This is a genomic window from Mesorhizobium sp. L-8-10, assembly GCF_016756635.1.
Classification (GTDB): Bacteria; Pseudomonadota; Alphaproteobacteria; order Rhizobiales; family Rhizobiaceae.
Window position 1 is genome coordinate 692,994 of record NZ_AP023263.1, and the last position, 14,665, is coordinate 707,658.

Here is a 14,665-nt window from a genome sequence, read left to right on the forward strand (position 1 = left end):
CGTCGCGTGCCCGGTGCGGCGCGCGACGCTCCACGCCGTCAATCGGTCGCCTGGATCCGCGACACGAGGTCCTTCAGCTTGTCGCTCTTCACGAACTGCTCGTAGACCGGCTTCATCGCGTCGATGAAGGGCTGCTTGTCGATCTCGACGACGACCTCGGATCCGGCCGCGCGCACCGTCTTTTCCGATTCCGCCTCGCGCGCGGTCCAGAGTTCGCGCATCTTGCCCACGCTCTCCTTGGCGGCGGCGCGGATAATCGCCTGATCCTCGGGCGAGAGCTTGTCCCAGGAGGTCTTCGACATGACCAGCACTTCGGGCACGATCAGGTGCTGGTCGAGCGTATAGTTTTTCGCCACCTCGTAATGCTTCGAGGATTCGTAGCTCGGCCAGTTGTTCTCGGCGCCGTCGATGACGCCGGTCTGGATGGCCGAGTAGACCTCGCCGTAGGGCATGGGCACCGCATTGGCGCCAAGCGCATTGACCATGGCGACGAAGACATCGGACTGGATGACCCTGAGCTTCATGCCCTTCAGGTCGTCGATCGACTTGATGGGTTTCTTCGAATTGTAAAAGGAACGCGAGCCGGAATCGTAGAATGCCAGGCCGACCAGGTCGTGAGCCTCGAAGGCCTTGAGGATGTCGTCGCCGATCGGCCCGTCCATGACCTTGTGCATGTGGTCGATCGACTTGAAGATGTAGGGCAGCGAGACTGCCTGGGTTTCCTCGACGATGTTGTTGAACGGTCCGAGCGAAACGCGGTTCATATCGATGACACCGGCGCGGGTCTGCTCGATCGTGTCCTTCTCCTCGCCGAGCTGGGCCGAATGATAGACCTCGACGCCGATGCGGCCGCCGGTCCGCTCCTTGACGAGTTCACCGAGATATTTGACCGCCTCCACGGTCGGATAGCCGTCCGGGTGCGTATCGGACGATCTCAACGTGACTTCCTGTGCGATCGCCGCACCGCCGGCAAGCGCCATCGAAAACGCCGCGGCAGCCAATTTCCGGATCAGGTTCATGGTTTCCTCCCTCTGTTCCCTGATTTCGGTCTCCTCGGTCAAAGTCGGTAAGCGCGCTTGGCGAGACCATAAGCGAGCTCACCGGCAAGCTCGGCCGCCTCCTCCTCCCGGAGGCGGCCGGTGAGCACAAGTTCGGCGAGATAGGCGCAGTCGACCCGGCGCGCGACGTCGTGGCGGGCGGGGATCGACGGAAAGGCGCGGGTGTCGTCGTTGAAGCCGACGGTGTTGTAGAAGCCGGCCGTCTCGGTCGTCAGCTCGCGGAAACGGCGCATGCCTTCCGGACTGTCGAAGAACCACCAGGCCGGCCCGAGCCGCAGGCAGGGATAGACGCCGGCGAGCGGCGCGAGTTCGCGTGCGTAGGAGGTCTCGTCCAGGGTGAACAGGATGATCGTGAACCCCGGCTCGAGACCGACCGCGTCGAGCATGGGCTTCAGCGCGGCGACATAGTCGGTGCGGCCGGGGATGTCGAAGCCTTTGTCGCGGCCGAAGCGGGCGAGCATGTCGGGCGAATGGTTGCGGCGGGATCCGGGATGGATCTGCATGACAAGCCCGTCGTCCAGGCTCATCTTCGCCATCTCGGTCAGCATCTGCGCGCGGAACAGGTTGCGCTCAGCCGGCCCGGCGCCGCCGGCCCGGACCCGCACATAGAGGGCTTCGGCATCGACCGCAGAGAGGTCCGCCGTATCGGCGGTCGGATGGCCGTGGTCGCTCGCCGTCGCGCCGTGCTGCCTGAAGAAGGCGCGGCGCGTGCGATGGGCGTCGAGATAGCCTTTCCACGTGCCGGTGTCGCAGCCGGTGATCTCGCCGAAGGCATCGAGATTGGCGGCAAAGCCGTCAAAATCGGGATCGACGACGGAATCGGGACGGTAGGTGGTGATCACCCGCCCACCCCAGCCGGACTGGCCGATCGCCCGATGCCAGCGCAGATCATCGAGCGCCCCTTCGGTCGTGGCGATGACTTCGATGTCGAACCGCTCGAACAGCGCGCGCGGGCGGAAATCGTCCTGCGCGAGACATTCGTCGATCCGGTCGTAGAAGAGGTCCGCCGTCCTGGCGGAAAGCGGCGCGTCGAGGCCGAACAGCGTCTCGAAAGTGTGTTCCAGCCAGAGCTTCGTCGGCGTACCGCGGAACAGGTGGAAATGCTCGGCGAAAAGACGCCAGATCTTGCGCCCGTCGGTCTCGACCGGGCCACCATCGCTCCGCGGGATGCCGAGGCGCTCCAGCGGCAGGCCCTGGCTGAAGAGCATGCGGAAAATATAGTGGTCGGGGACGATCAGCAGCCGGGCAGGATCGGGAAAACGCTCGTTCTCGGCATACCAGCGCGGGTCGGTATGGCCATGCGGACTGACGATCGGCAGATCGCGGATCTCCGCGAACAAAGCGCGGGCGAGCGAACGGACCGACGGATCGGTCGGGAACAGGCGATCGTCATCCAACGGCATGCGATCTCCCCCCACATCGCCTCCCTCCCCGGAGGCATTTCAGTTTTCTAGAGCTGAATAGATACTATGTCAAACCTCAGCGTTCATGATTTGTATGACGACTTTCAGTCTGCCCGGGCATCGCGCTCGACGCCGCGCCCGTGATTGAAGGTCTGCAGTGGATCGACCCCTAGCGGACCTTCGATCGATCGGTTTCCCTCACTTCCTGATGCTGGACGTGATCGACTGGATTACCTCGGTCGCCATCTTGAATTCCTTTGCGCGGTTTTCAATTCCGTGGCGCCTGGCGATGTAGTCGAAGTCGGTGTAGGCCGCGTAGACCGAGCCGTCGGGCTCCTGGTAGACGACGACACGTACCGGCCAGTCGAGTCCGGCCTTGGGGTTCGCGGTTATGAAGGTCGTGCCGAGTGCCGGGTTGCCGAACATGACGAGCCGTGACGGCTGGACGATGTTGCCGGCGGCGTTTCCGAGCTTCGCCTGGTCGATCACGCCGAAGAACATGATGCCCTTCTTGACGACATCCTTCTCGATCCGTGACACCGTCTCGGCAACCGAATAGCTGCTTCTGACGGTGACGACTCCGTCGGAAACGGTGTCGGCATTCGCCGGGAACACCAGCGCCACCCCGGCCGTCGCGGCCAGTATCGATTTGACTAAGGTGATCATTTCTCTTTCTCCATGGGTGAGGCCCGTCGAGTGACAAGGCTGGGAGAAGCATGCCGGCGGTCGCGGCGGATTGATAATGCCGTTTGCTGCCTGAGTTGATGAGCGGCGCTTATGGCCCATCTCGCCGCGCCTGAATGCTGACGCAACCTGGCCTGGTGAATGCTCACGCATCCACCTTGTCTCAGCCGCCGGCGCGGCCTATTCGGGCCGCCTGGCCTTTCGTGCCAAGGGGCGCGGCACGCGGTCGCGCGCTCCGACGGTCGATCCTGTCGGCCGTTGGCTTTGCTGGTGATGCAGCACGAGATCGTCTCGGCGACGCGACCGCCCAAGGGGTCCGGCTTCCTGGCGGAAGCAGGGTCAGTTCCGCGGCGTGGTCAGGGCGCGAGCAAGCGTCATCGCCGCAATCAGCGCCATGACGAGGATAATGACGCAAGCCGTCCAGCCGAGCCTGTCATACGCCTGGCCGAGAACGAAACTGCCCACCAGACCTCCTGAATAGTACGAAGCAAGGTAAGTCCCGCTGGCTGCCGCCTTGTCGGAGGCGGCCACGCGGCTGACATGACCGGTCGCGATTGCCTGGCCCAGGAACGTGCCGACGGCAATCAGCGTCATGCCTGCCAGCACGACCGGAAGGTTTGAGCTGATCAGCGCAAGGAGCCCGGCGATTGCGATCCCCAACGTAATGCCGATGCCGCGGCCTGGACCGAACCCCCTGGCCACGCGGCCGGCGAGCGGCGTTGTCAGCATCGAGGGCAGGAACACGAAATAGACCAGTCCGAGCGCCATTGGCGACAGGCTGATCGGGGCAGCACTCAACTGGAAGTTCACATAGGTGAAGGTGCCGATGAAGACGAACAGAATAAGGAAGCCGATTGCGAAGCAGTTCCTTAGTTCGTTATTCAGGAATTGAACCCTCCAGGCTTGGCCCGCGGGTTCCCTGCCGGCCTCGGCCTGCATCATGCGCCCGGTCTTCTTGAGTGTCAGCCAGACGAGCAAGGCGCCTGTAATGTTGAGGACCGCGAAGGTCAGGAAGTTGGCAGAGATCCCGAAGCTGTCGGCGACGGCCGCCGAAAGGATGCGGCCGAAGAAGTTGCTGGCGACATTGCCGGTCACGTAAGCGGCAAGCGCGGCGGTCGTCTGGCCGGCAGAATAATGCTCGGCGAGGTAAGCAACCGTCAGCGTGAATGCCGTCGACATGCAGAGGCCCTGCGCGACGCGCAACAAGGCGAATGTCGCTATGTCATCGGTCACCGAAAGCAGCGTGGTCGGGATCGCAAGCAGCACAAGGGTGATCCAGATACCGTTGCGCCGGTCGATATTGCGACCGAACAGCGCGACGGCGACGCCGGCAATCGCCATGCCGAAGGTGCTGGCATTGACCGCGACGCCCATCGTCGCCCGGCTGACGTCGAATTTCACGACCAGCGAGGGCAGAATCGCTTGCGCGGCGAACAGGTCGACCAGCGTCAGGAAGGCGATGAGCGCGATGATGCCGAAGCGCAGGCTGTCTGCCGCAACCATGCGGAATCTGATGGGAAAGGTGCCGTCGGAACTGGTCATTGGAACGCGCCTCCGCGTGGCCCGGCGTTCCCGACGGGACCGGGAACATCGAGTGAAGGTGGTGGTGGTCAGCAATGGGACCGCTCATACCAGTGGCACCGGATGCCGACGCGTCCAGTGGGGTGGATGCTGAGCATCCACCCGGCCTCGACCGCCGGCGCCGCTCCGTGCCGCATGGCTATCGCGCCAACGGGCTTGGCCCACGCGGTCGCGCTCCGGCGGTCGATGTCATCGACCGCTGGCATCAGCCCGATCACATCGCGCCGTGGTCATCCGTTGCAGGTGGCAGGATGTCGGCGGAATAGAGCACGGCCGGCACCGGACCGTTGTTCTTCCACCAGTGCGAGAGCTGGCCGAATTCCGCCGTTGCTTCGCCTGCCTTGTGTTCGATCGGCACGCTGCAGCTGTTGCTGTACTCGGTGATCGCGCCCTCGATGACGAGGATGTTAGCGGGACGGACCGTGTGCTCGTGCCACGGCACGACTCCGCCAGGCTGAACAACGAGCTTGCGCAGCCTGAACATATTGCCCTTCCAGGCATCGCCCTTCGACGAGAGGTCGATCGAACTGATAACCTCGTCGGTGACGCCCTCCGGCTGGTTCGGCATCGACTGCGCGGCGTTGGTGGCGACCTGATCGGCCGGGCACTGTCCGGCGTGGCTGGGCGAGGCGTAGAAGGCGGCCGCCGCGGCGAGCAGCCCGAATGCCAGCGGGAGGTTGAGCGGCATGCGGTACGGGATGGCTTTCAAAGACATTTGCGGTTTCTCCTTTGTCCAGCCCGGTGACGTGAATTCATGCGGGCGTGATGTGGAGATTGGCCGGCTGCGACGGCGAAGAGAAATGCCGCGTGATTCTCGATTTGATAGCCCGAGGCTATGGCGCCATCGGTAAACGTGATTCAGCCGGACCGCATGAATTGCAGTCCGACTTCTTTTGCAATCGATGGATTTCCTGATCTATGCCGCCGAGCGACGCATGGAGACCGGCGACGCGCCTTCCGCCCAGCCGTAGGATTTCACCGCGCCGACGAAGGTCGATACCGCAGGCGAGAAGCGGCGGCCCGCGACGGTCACCAGACAAACTTCCCGCGTCACTTCGGGCTCACTGACAGGGCGCACCTGCAGGCCGGGGATGACCGCGCTGTATTCGGGGATGAAACAAATGCCGAGGCCGCCGGCTACCATGTTCTGGATCCAATCTTCACGCTCACTCGAATAGGAAATGCGCAGCCGCACCCCCTGAGTGACACAAATCTCGGACAGGTGGTCCCAATACTCGCAATTGACCCGTTTCAGGTAGATCTCGCCGTCGATGGCGCTGATCGGCACGGCGTCGTGCTTCGCCAGCCTGTGGCCTGCTGGAAACGCCAGGACGAAACGTTCTCGAAACAACGGCGTGACGTCAAAGCGTTCCGGAAACTTCTCGCTCGACGACATGATCGCGACATCGATCTCGCCTTCCTCGAGCAATTGCGAGAGCCGGCTTGGCACGCCTTCGACGAGTTGCAGCTGAATGCCCTTGTGACGCATGTTGAAGTCGGTGAGCAGGCCGGTGAAGCGGCGCGGCCCGATCGTGCACATGATGCCGACCTTGAGATGCGCGTCCTTCAGGCACAGGAAGCGGGAAGCTTCCTGACGCACACCCGTCAGCTCATCGAGGACCTGCTGGAACCGGGGCCGCAACAGCGCGCCGAGATCTGTGATGTGGGTGAGGTTGCGTTCGCGGCGAAACAAAAGGCCGCCGACCTCGTCTTCGAGTTGCTGGATCGCGCGGCTCAGCGCCGGCTGCGTCACGTTGCACTTCTCCGCTGCCCGCGTGAAGTTGCGGGTCTCACACACGGCAAGGAAATATCGGATGTGATGGATGTCCATGCCCGTCCTCTAACCCGGTCCTATCCCGCTGAGCCAATGCCATCCGGCTATGAATTCGATAGCACACCGGCATTTTATTGTTGAGCGGGCATGACCCAGTGTTCTCCGCAGATCGGCCGCATGTCGCGGCGCGTCAACGGAGACCGCAAATGCTCAACATCAGCAAACCGGAAGCAAACTTGGCCTCGCGACGTCCGCTTGAAGGCAGGACCGCGATCGTAACCGGCTCGACCAGCGGCATTGGACTCGGGATAGCGCAGGCCCTTGCGCAGAACGGCGCGGCGGTGATGCTGAACGGCTTCGGCGATCCGGCCCAAATCGAAACCCAGCGTGCGGCGATCGCCGATGAAAACGACGTCGACGTCGCCTATGACAACGCCGACATGTCGAGCAGCGATGCGATCCGCATGATGGTCGAACGCGCCGTTGCCCGCTTCGGCCAGGTCGACATCGTCGTCAACAATGCCGGCATTCAGCATGTGGCGCCGATCAGCGAATTTCCGGCCGCCAAATGGGACTCGATCCTGGCAATCAATCTGTCATCCGCGTTCCATCTGATCCAGGCCACGTTCGAGCCGATGAAGAGCCGCGGATACGGTCGCATCATCAATGTTGCATCCGCACACGGCCTGATCGCCTCGCCCTTCAAGGCAGCCTATGTCGCTGCGAAGCACGGCATGGTGGGGTTGACCAAGGTCGTCGCGTTGGAAGGCGCCGAGTATGGAGTGACTTCGAACGCGATCTGCCCGGGCTATGTGTGGACGCCGCTTGTCGAGAAGCAGATCGAGGACCAGGCGAGGTCCCACAACGTCGCCCGCGATGCCGTCATCCGTGACGTGTTCCTGAAGAACCAGCCGACCCGACGCTTTGCGACTGTGGAAGAGATGGGCGCGCTCACCGTCTTCCTGTGCAGCGACTGCGCAGCTTCCATGACCGGCACCGCGCTGCCGGTCGATGGTGGCTGGACCGCACATTGAGCACGCTCGCGGCAAACATCCAGAATGGCGTCCTGAGGAGGCAAGCATGAATACCCATGCCGACGTTGTGAAGTTCGCCCGCAACCGGACCGATTCAGGAACGGCAAGGGCGCCGCGCAGCCCGCGGACGATCAACCTCGCCCTCCAGGGCGGAGGAGCGCATGGCGCCTTTACCTGGGGCGTTATCGACCGGCTGCTGGAAGAGGAGAATCTCACCTTGGAAGGGGTGGTCGCCACCAGCGCCGGCGCCATGAACGCGGCGGTGCTCGCCTACGGGCTTGCCGAAGGCGGACGGCGCGGCGCCCAGAAGGCGCTTGCGAATTTCTGGCGCCGCGTCAGCCACGCAGCGGCCTTCAGTCCTTTGCAGCCGAGCCTTCTCGACCGGATGACCGGTTCGCGTTCACTCGAATATTCGCCAGCGTTCCTGATGCTCGACCTGGTGACGCGGTTGATGTCGCCCTACCAGTTCAACCCGCTGAATTTCAATCCGCTGAAGAGCGTTCTCGAACAGTCGATCGACCTCGAGGCGGTCCGCATGTCGCGCTGCCCGCTGAAGCTGCACATCTGCGCGACCAATGTGCGGACGGGCAAGGTCAAGGTATTCTCAAACGACGAGCTATCGGTCGACGCGATCATGGCATCGGCATGCCTGCCGTTCCTGTTCCAGGCCGTCGAGATCGATGGCGAGGCCTATTGGGATGGCGGCTACATGGGCAATCCGGCGATCTTTCCGCTGATCTACTCCTGCGAGACGCCTGATGTGCTGATCGTGCACATCAACCCGATCGAGCGCGCCGAGCTACCACGCTCCGCGATGGATATCCTCAATCGTATCAACGAGATAAGCTTCAATTCGTCACTTCTCAGGGAAATGCGGGCAATCGCCTTCGTCACCCAGCTGATCGATTCCGAAGCCGGCAAGACGCTCGACCTCAAGCGAGTCTTCGTCCATGGCATCTCGGACGATGAAACGATGAAGAAGCTTGGCGTTTCAAGCAAGCTCAATGCGGATTGGGGCTTGCTAACGGACCTGCGCGACCGCGGCCGCGAGCGCGCCGAGGAATGGCTTGAAGCCAACTACGACCAGATCGGACAACGTTCGACCGTGGATATCCGCGACCGCTATCTCTGAACACGCTCCCCGCGGGCAGAATCCATAATCCTGGATTGCTGCCGAATGCCCTCCGGCGCGCCTTGCCGGAGGGCTTTTTTTTGCCGCCGTCGTGCATAGGGCGCGCCTATCGAAACCATGCTGAGAGAGCATTTCAGTCGGCGGCCGCGATCGGGGAGAGTGAATGCGGACAGGCGGAGACGCCGGTCCGACCCAAACCAGGACCCCAAACCCAAGCCAAGACCCAGGAGACGGAAAATCATGATCGCCACCAAATCGCTCATCGGCTCGGCCCTCGCTGCGGCTACCACGCTCGCCGCAGCCGCAGCCTTCGCCGGACCGGCGAGCCAGCCGGAGTACTCGTTCGAGAAGTGTTACGGCGTCGTCAAGGCCGGCCAGAACGACTGCCAGACGGCTACGCATTCCTGCGCCGGGACCTCGACCGCCGACAATCAGTCCGACGCGTGGATCTACGTGCCCGCCGGCACCTGCGCAAAGCTTGCCAGCGGCAGCACCGAGCCCAAGGCCTGATCCGACCCCTCACTCCAACCATGGAGACGACCGATGCCCGACACGCTTCCGACCCTTCCGATCCCACAAGCAGCGGGCATCGGTCTTCGCTCGGCGCATATCGCCGAAATGCTCTCGCGCCGCCCATCGGCCGGCTGGCTGGAGGTTCATGCCGAGAACTACATGGGCGATTCAGCCGCAGTCACTGCGCTCGAAACGCTTCGCCGGATCTACCCGCTTTCGGTCCATGGCGTCGGCTTGTCGCTCGGCAGCGCCTCCGGCCTGGACCTCGAGCATCTGGAGCGCCTGCGCAGGGTCTGCGTGCGCTTCGAGCCGGACCTCGTGTCCGAACATCTCGCCTGGAGCGTGGCCGATGGCGCCTATCTGAACGATCTCCTGCCGCTCCGTTACGACAAGGCGGCGCTTGCGATCGTCTCGCGCAATGTCGAGCAGGTGCAGGACAAGCTGAAGCGCCGGATCCTGATCGAGAACCTTTCCGCCTATATCGAGTTCAGCGGGTCGACGATGACCGAAGCCGAGTTCCTGGCCGAACTCGTCAAACGCACCGGCTGCGGTCTGCTGCTCGACGTCAACAACGTCTACGTTTCCGCACATAACCTTGGTTTCGACGCCGCCGAATTCATCAATGTGCTGCCGGCCGAGGCGATCGGCGAAGTCCATCTCGCCGGCCACGCCACAAACGACGTTGGCGATGACACCGTACTGATCGACGACCATGGCTCGCGCGTCCCCCCAGCTGTCTGGTCGCTTTACGCCGGCGCGATCGAGAAATTCGGCCCGCGCCCGACGCTCATCGAATGGGATACCGATGTGCCGGCTCTCGACGTGCTGCTCGGCGAGGCCATGTGGGCAGACATGCTCGCCGCCATGATCGCCTTCCGCAAGCGGCGGGATGCCTTCGCACCTGGCGGGCAAACGGGGACATCCATCCAGGGGAAAGTCCTTCCGTTCGAACGCGAAGCCCCGCGGGGCCGGATGCCGGTGCTTGCCGCTTTCGACGCGATCAAACCTGCACGCCCGGCTGGAGACCACCACGCATGGACAAAGCGCCATGTTGCCGCTTGAACACCTTCAGAAAACCGTCGCGCGGGCTGTCCTCGGCAAGCCGCAGCTCAGCCTCTCGTCCTTGGTTTCGGCGGGCCGCGCCAGTCCATTGAGACGCTTGGGTATCTATGAAAACAATGCGCGCACGTCGCTGACGGCGACGCTGATGGCGGTGTTCCCCGTCACCGTGCGCATGATCGACGAGCGCTTCTTCCGCTATGCCGCAAGCGAGTTCATTCGCCGGAGTCCGCCTTCCGAGCCGAGGCTCGTCCGCTTCGGCTCCGGCTTCCCGAATTTTCTCAGGACCTTCAAGGGACTGGCCGAAATGCCCTTCGTCGCGGAAACGGCGCGGCTCGAATGGGCGATCGCGGAAGCGCTCGACGCGGCATCGCTGCCGCCTTTGAGCCTGGCGGCTCTCGACGGTTCGGGCTCAATCCCGGAACTGACCCTGCAGCCGTCCTTGCGTCTCGTCATCTCGCATTGGCCGGTGCTGTCGATCTGGTCCGCGCACCAGGACGGTGGCAATCCGATCGAGGCTGGATGCTGGCAGCGCGGCATCGAGCGCATCGCGCTCTGGAGGCATGGCGACAATGTGCGCTTCGCTGCCCTGAGTCCCGCCCAGCTCGCCTTCCGCCATTCGCTGAAGACCGGTCTTGGCCTGGAGAAGGCGGTATCCCGAGCCCTCCGGCACGACCCGATGTTCGATCTCCTCGGCACCCTTGTGGGCCTGTTCGGCGAGGGGCTGGTGACCGAAGTGCGCATGACGCACGCCTGTTAGCAACCAACGGAGAGTTCCATGACGATGTCGCAGGAAATGTCGATGCCCCGAGAGGGCGGCCTTATCGGACGCTACCGCAGTCTGTTGAGGATGGCCGACCGCTTGCCGCTCTCGCTCGTTCAACTGGCCGGCCGCATCGCGGTGGCTCACGTCTTCTGGCAGTCGGCGCAGACCAAGATCGCTTCCTGGCCGGTGACGCTGCAGCTTTTCGCCTTGGAGTACAATCTGCCGCTGATCGATCCGGCGATCGCGGCCCCGCTTGCGACGCTTGCTGAAATCACCGGCGCCGCGCTGCTTTTCCTCGGGTTGTTCTCGCGTGTCGGCGCACTGATGCTGCTGGGTGTCGTCGCGGTGATCCAGATCTTCGTCTTCCCGGGACATTGGGCCGAACATCTGATGTGGAGCTCGGTGTTGCTGCTCGTTCTGGCCCGAGGCGCGGGCGCTCTGTCCCTGGACCACCTGGCCGCAAGCTATTTCCATCGCGGAGCATGACGATGCTGCGGCAATCCATCGAAGCGGCGGCGATAACCGTGACGGAACGCGAAGGTCAGCAAGAGAAAGCAGGCACGCCTGCGGTTCGCCGGCCGCAGGTCGTCATACTTGGTGCCGGCTTTGGCGGTCTCAATGCGGCGATCGGATTGCGCAATGCGCCGGTCGACGTGACCGTCGTCGACCGGCGCAACCACCATCTGTTCCAGCCGCTGCTCTATCAGGTGGCGACAGCCGCCCTGTCGCCGGCGCAGATCGCCACGCCGATCCGGCGCATCCTCGCCGGTCAGAAGAACGCCACTGTCCTTATGGAAAAGGTGGAAGGCATCGACACCACCACGCGGACCGTGCGGACCACCAACAGGCGCATGCCCTACGACTATCTGGTCGTCGCCACAGGAGCGCGGCACGCCTATTTCGGTCACGACGCGTGGGAAGAGGCCGCGCCCGGTCTCAAGACCATTGCCGACGCAACCGAAATTCGCGGCCGTATCCTGACCGCTTTCGAAAGGGCGGAAGCGACCGAGGATGCGGCACTGCGTCAAAAACTCCTGACCTTCGTGGTAGTAGGCGGTGGGCCGACCGGCGTGGAACTTGCCGGCGCCATCGTCGAACTGGCACGCAACGCGATCGTTCGAGACTTTCGCAACATCGATTCCTCGACCGCAAGGGTAGTGCTCGTCGAGGCCGACAAGCGGCTGCTCACTGCATTTCCAGAGACGCTCTCGGATTCCGCGAGGCGCCAGCTCGAAAAGCTTGGCGTCGAGGTCAGGCTCGGGGCTGCCGTTACCGAATGCGACGACAACGGCGTCATGCTGGCCGACGGGCGGCATATCGCTTCCGTCTGCATCCTGTGGGCGGCCGGCGTCATGGCCTCGCGCGCCGCGAAATGGCTGGGCGTCCCGTCCGATCGCGCCGGTCGCGTCATTGTCGACGAACGCCTTCATGTGCCTGGCCGCGAAGGCGTCTATGTCATCGGCGACACGGCCGCAGTGAAGGGCAGGGACGGTCGTCCGGTCCCGGGTGTTGCCCCTGCCGCGAAACAGATGGGGCGCTATGTGGCCAGCCTGATCGAGGCTCGTCTGTCGGGAGAGGCGGTCGCACCTTTCCGCTACGCCGACTACGGCAATCTGGCCACCATCGGCCGTAGGGCCGCGGTCGCGGATCTCGGTCGCGTCAAGCTCGGCGGTTTGCCTGCATGGCTGCTGTGGAGCCTCGCGCATCTGTGGTTTCTGGTCGGCTTCCGCAACCGCATCGTCGTCTTCCTCGACTGGGCCTGGGCCTATGCAACATTTGACCGCAGCGCACGCCTCATCACCGGACGCCGCGAGCGTTAGGCCCCGCCTGCCGCGCATCGCGCTTGGCCGGGCGATGACCGCACTCCTTCTCGTCGCGGTCATGTCGACGGCGGCATCCGTGCATCTCATCTGGCAGCGCACGGCCACCCGCAATGTCGAGAAGATCGTTGCCAGTCTCGATGCTCAGAGCGCCGATTCCGTCCGCGCCGAATTGGCATCGACGCTGGCGCTCGTGGCCGGCACGGCAGAGATCATCCGGTCGATCCTGTTCCAGGGAGCGATCAAGGCCGATGACGAAGTGAAACGGGAGTTCCTCTTCCTGTCGCTGTTGCGTGAACAGCCGGCGATCGGCTGGATCGGCTTCGGCTTTCCGGACGGACGGTTCTTCGGCTCCCACGCCGCACCCGGCGACAGGATCGAGATGGTCGAAATCGGCGTAGGGCAGCCGGGCAAGCCGCGCCCGCTGCGCCGCGACATCTATCGGCCCATTCCCGGCGACGTGATGTTCGAGGAGCGCATCCATGGCGAGAGCGCTTACGTTGCGCTCGGCGCGCCCTGGTATCGGCAGGCCATGAAGTCGTCGCAAGCTGTCTGGAGCATGATCGATATCTTGCCCAACGGCTTTGAGCCATCGGTGGTCGTCTCGAAGCGGGTCGAGCTCTATGGCAAGTACCAGGGCGTCGTCATGGTGGCGGTGAGCTTTGCCGATCTATCCGCGATGCTGAGCGGCCTGCGGGCGTCGGGCCATGGCAAGACGTTCGTGCTGGGCAGCGGCGACAAGGTAATTGCCGCCTCGGATGCGTCCGCTGACCCCATGCCGGCGCATCTCCGTGACTTTCCAAAGGGCGATGCCCTTGCGGCCGCAGTAGGCGCCGCGATTTCGATGGCAAAAGGGAACGAATTCCGCACCCTGGTCGACAGCGGCGATGTCGGTCCGGTCTATGTCTCGTCCTTCGCGCTGCCCTTCGAACGATGGCGGCTTCTCACCGCGATACCGCGCTCCGCATTCGCCGAAGAGATCGACCGCAACACGCGCCGGGTGGTGCTCGTGGTCGCCGGGCTGGTCGTGCTTGCAGCGATAACGGCTGTTCTCTTTTCAAATCTGCTTTTTGCCAGGCCAGTCCGCCAGCTTGCGCTTCAGCTCCGCCAGATCGAACGGTTCGCGCTCGACCAGGTGCGTCACGATCCGACCTTCCTCGCCGAACTCAATGATTTCTCACTGGCGATGAAGCGCATGGCAGGTGGACTGTCGGCCTTCGCGAAATATATGCCGCTTGATGTCGTCCGGCCTCTTGTCGCGGCCGGCCTCGAACCGGCGCCCGGCGGCAAGTTCGCGGAAGTGACGGTGATGTTTGCCGATCTGCCGGGCTTCACCGAACTCACCGAGCGGCTCGGGCCGGCCGTCCAGCCGCATCTGACCAATTTCCTGACGCTTGCCGTGGAGGCTATCCACTCGGAGGGCGGCACGGTCGACAAGTTCATCGGCGACGCCGTGATGGCGATCTGGAACGCACCGACAGCCGTGCCTGATCACGCTATCCGGGCATGCCGCGCGGCCGCTGCGATCCGGGCGGCCATGCATGCTCTCCCCCCCGTCTCGCCTGACCGCTCCGACATACGGGTGCGGATCGGTATCAACACCGGCACCGCACTGGTCGGCAATATCGGATCGGCAGAGCGGCTGAGCTATACGGCGATCGGCGACACGGTCAATCTCGCAAGCCGGCTGGTCGGGGTCGCCAAGGAACACGGTGTCGAAATCGTCCTCAGCGACATGACCCTTGCGCGCACCGGCGGAGAGATCCTCGCGCAGCCGCTCGGCATAACGAATGTCCGGGGCAAGGCAGTCCCCGTCCAGATACACACGCTCGCGACCTGAA

Annotated in this window: 14 protein-coding genes; 8 read left to right on the top strand and 6 right to left on the bottom strand. The window is 63.6% G+C overall.

Going from position 1 to position 14,665, the window contains the following annotated elements:
- Positions 1-38 precede the first annotated feature (38 nt).
- From JN280_RS03105 to JN280_RS03130, 6 genes are all read right to left on the bottom strand, one after another.
- Positions 39-1,019: a TRAP transporter substrate-binding protein gene (locus tag JN280_RS03105; protein ID WP_202310062.1), complete on the bottom strand. Its 981-nt coding sequence runs from the start codon at positions 1,017-1,019 to the stop codon at positions 39-41.
- 38 nt (positions 1,020-1,057) lie between these two features.
- A complete protein-coding gene (gene uxaC / locus JN280_RS03110) occupies positions 1,058-2,461 on the bottom strand; it encodes a glucuronate isomerase (protein ID WP_202310063.1) in 1,404 nt (467 codons plus the stop codon).
- A gap of 198 nt (positions 2,462-2,659) precedes the next feature.
- Positions 2,660-3,127, bottom strand: a complete 468-nt coding sequence (locus tag JN280_RS03115; protein ID WP_202310064.1) for a DUF302 domain-containing protein — start codon at positions 3,125-3,127, stop codon at positions 2,660-2,662.
- Between the two features lie 357 nt (positions 3,128-3,484).
- Entirely contained in the window at positions 3,485-4,687 is a 1,203-nt protein-coding gene (locus JN280_RS03120; protein WP_202310065.1) for an MFS transporter, read from the bottom strand.
- A gap of 253 nt (positions 4,688-4,940) precedes the next feature.
- Positions 4,941-5,441, bottom strand: coding sequence for a cupin domain-containing protein (locus tag JN280_RS03125; RefSeq protein ID WP_202310066.1), 501 nt, complete (start codon positions 5,439-5,441; stop codon positions 4,941-4,943).
- Positions 5,442-5,642: 201 nt separating this feature from the next.
- A complete protein-coding gene (locus tag JN280_RS03130; protein WP_202310067.1) occupies positions 5,643-6,557 on the bottom strand; it encodes a LysR family transcriptional regulator in 915 nt (304 codons plus the stop codon).
- A gap of 149 nt (positions 6,558-6,706) precedes the next feature.
- Here JN280_RS03130 and JN280_RS03135 point away from each other — a divergent pair, with 149 nt between their 5' ends.
- The 8 genes from JN280_RS03135 (at position 6,707) to JN280_RS03170 (ending at position 14,664) form a co-directional block, all read left to right on the top strand.
- Positions 6,707-7,534 carry a 3-hydroxybutyrate dehydrogenase gene (locus JN280_RS03135; RefSeq protein WP_202310068.1) on the top strand — a complete coding sequence of 276 codons (828 nt, stop codon included), beginning with the start codon at positions 6,707-6,709 and terminating at the stop codon, positions 7,532-7,534.
- Between the two features lie 46 nt (positions 7,535-7,580).
- Positions 7,581-8,666 carry a patatin-like phospholipase family protein gene (locus JN280_RS03140; protein WP_202310069.1) on the top strand — a complete coding sequence of 362 codons (1,086 nt, stop codon included), beginning with the start codon at positions 7,581-7,583 and terminating at the stop codon, positions 8,664-8,666.
- A 240-nt stretch (positions 8,667-8,906) separates the two neighbouring features.
- Positions 8,907-9,176, top strand: coding sequence for a BufA1 family periplasmic bufferin-type metallophore (locus JN280_RS03145; RefSeq protein WP_202310070.1), 270 nt, complete (start codon positions 8,907-8,909; stop codon positions 9,174-9,176).
- A 33-nt stretch (positions 9,177-9,209) separates the two neighbouring features.
- Positions 9,210-10,241 carry an MNIO family bufferin maturase gene (gene bufB / locus JN280_RS03150; RefSeq protein WP_202310071.1) on the top strand — a complete coding sequence of 344 codons (1,032 nt, stop codon included), beginning with the start codon at positions 9,210-9,212 and terminating at the stop codon, positions 10,239-10,241.
- Positions 10,228-10,998: an HvfC/BufC N-terminal domain-containing protein gene (locus tag JN280_RS03155; protein ID WP_202310072.1), complete on the top strand. Its 771-nt coding sequence runs from the start codon at positions 10,228-10,230 to the stop codon at positions 10,996-10,998. The genes bufB and JN280_RS03155 overlap by 14 nt, the downstream gene beginning before the upstream one ends.
- Positions 10,999-11,016: 18 nt before the next feature.
- Positions 11,017-11,490 carry a DoxX family protein gene (locus JN280_RS03160; protein ID WP_202310073.1) on the top strand — a complete coding sequence of 158 codons (474 nt, stop codon included), beginning with the start codon at positions 11,017-11,019 and terminating at the stop codon, positions 11,488-11,490.
- Between the two features lie 2 nt (positions 11,491-11,492).
- The gene (locus JN280_RS03165; protein ID WP_202310074.1) at positions 11,493-12,824 is read left to right on the top strand and encodes an NAD(P)/FAD-dependent oxidoreductase; all 1,332 of its coding nucleotides are present in this window, start codon (positions 11,493-11,495) and stop codon (positions 12,822-12,824) included.
- Between the two features lie 34 nt (positions 12,825-12,858).
- Positions 12,859-14,664, top strand: a complete 1,806-nt coding sequence (locus tag JN280_RS03170) for an adenylate/guanylate cyclase domain-containing protein (protein ID WP_202310075.1) — start codon at positions 12,859-12,861, stop codon at positions 14,662-14,664.
- Position 14,665 lies beyond the last annotated feature (1 nt).

Bases quoted from the DNA above. Each gene is read 5' to 3' on its own strand.
- JN280_RS03135 (WP_202310068.1), top strand. From the start codon at position 6,707: ATGCTCAACATCAGCAAACCGGAAGCAAACTTGGCCTCGCGACGTCCG.
- JN280_RS03145 (WP_202310070.1), top strand. From the start codon at position 8,907: ATGATCGCCACCAAATCGCTCATCGGCTCGGCCCTCGCTGCGGCTACC.
- JN280_RS03160 (WP_202310073.1), top strand. From the start codon at position 11,017: ATGACGATGTCGCAGGAAATGTCGATGCCCCGAGAGGGCGGCCTTATC.
- JN280_RS03130 (WP_202310067.1), bottom strand. From the start codon at position 6,557: ATGGACATCCATCACATCCGATATTTCCTTGCCGTGTGTGAGACCCGC.
- JN280_RS03115 (WP_202310064.1), bottom strand. From the start codon at position 3,127: ATGATCACCTTAGTCAAATCGATACTGGCCGCGACGGCCGGGGTGGCG.
- JN280_RS03125 (WP_202310066.1), bottom strand. From the start codon at position 5,441: ATGTCTTTGAAAGCCATCCCGTACCGCATGCCGCTCAACCTCCCGCTG.
- bufB (WP_202310071.1), top strand. From the start codon at position 9,210: ATGCCCGACACGCTTCCGACCCTTCCGATCCCACAAGCAGCGGGCATC.
- JN280_RS03105 (WP_202310062.1), bottom strand. From the start codon at position 1,019: ATGAACCTGATCCGGAAATTGGCTGCCGCGGCGTTTTCGATGGCGCTT.
- uxaC (WP_202310063.1), bottom strand. From the start codon at position 2,461: ATGCCGTTGGATGACGATCGCCTGTTCCCGACCGATCCGTCGGTCCGT.
- JN280_RS03120 (WP_202310065.1), bottom strand. From the start codon at position 4,687: ATGACCAGTTCCGACGGCACCTTTCCCATCAGATTCCGCATGGTTGCG.
- JN280_RS03170 (WP_202310075.1), top strand. From the start codon at position 12,859: ATGACCGCACTCCTTCTCGTCGCGGTCATGTCGACGGCGGCATCCGTG.
- JN280_RS03165 (WP_202310074.1), top strand. From the start codon at position 11,493: ATGCTGCGGCAATCCATCGAAGCGGCGGCGATAACCGTGACGGAACGC.
- JN280_RS03140 (WP_202310069.1), top strand. From the start codon at position 7,581: ATGAATACCCATGCCGACGTTGTGAAGTTCGCCCGCAACCGGACCGAT.
- JN280_RS03155 (WP_202310072.1), top strand. From the start codon at position 10,228: ATGTTGCCGCTTGAACACCTTCAGAAAACCGTCGCGCGGGCTGTCCTC.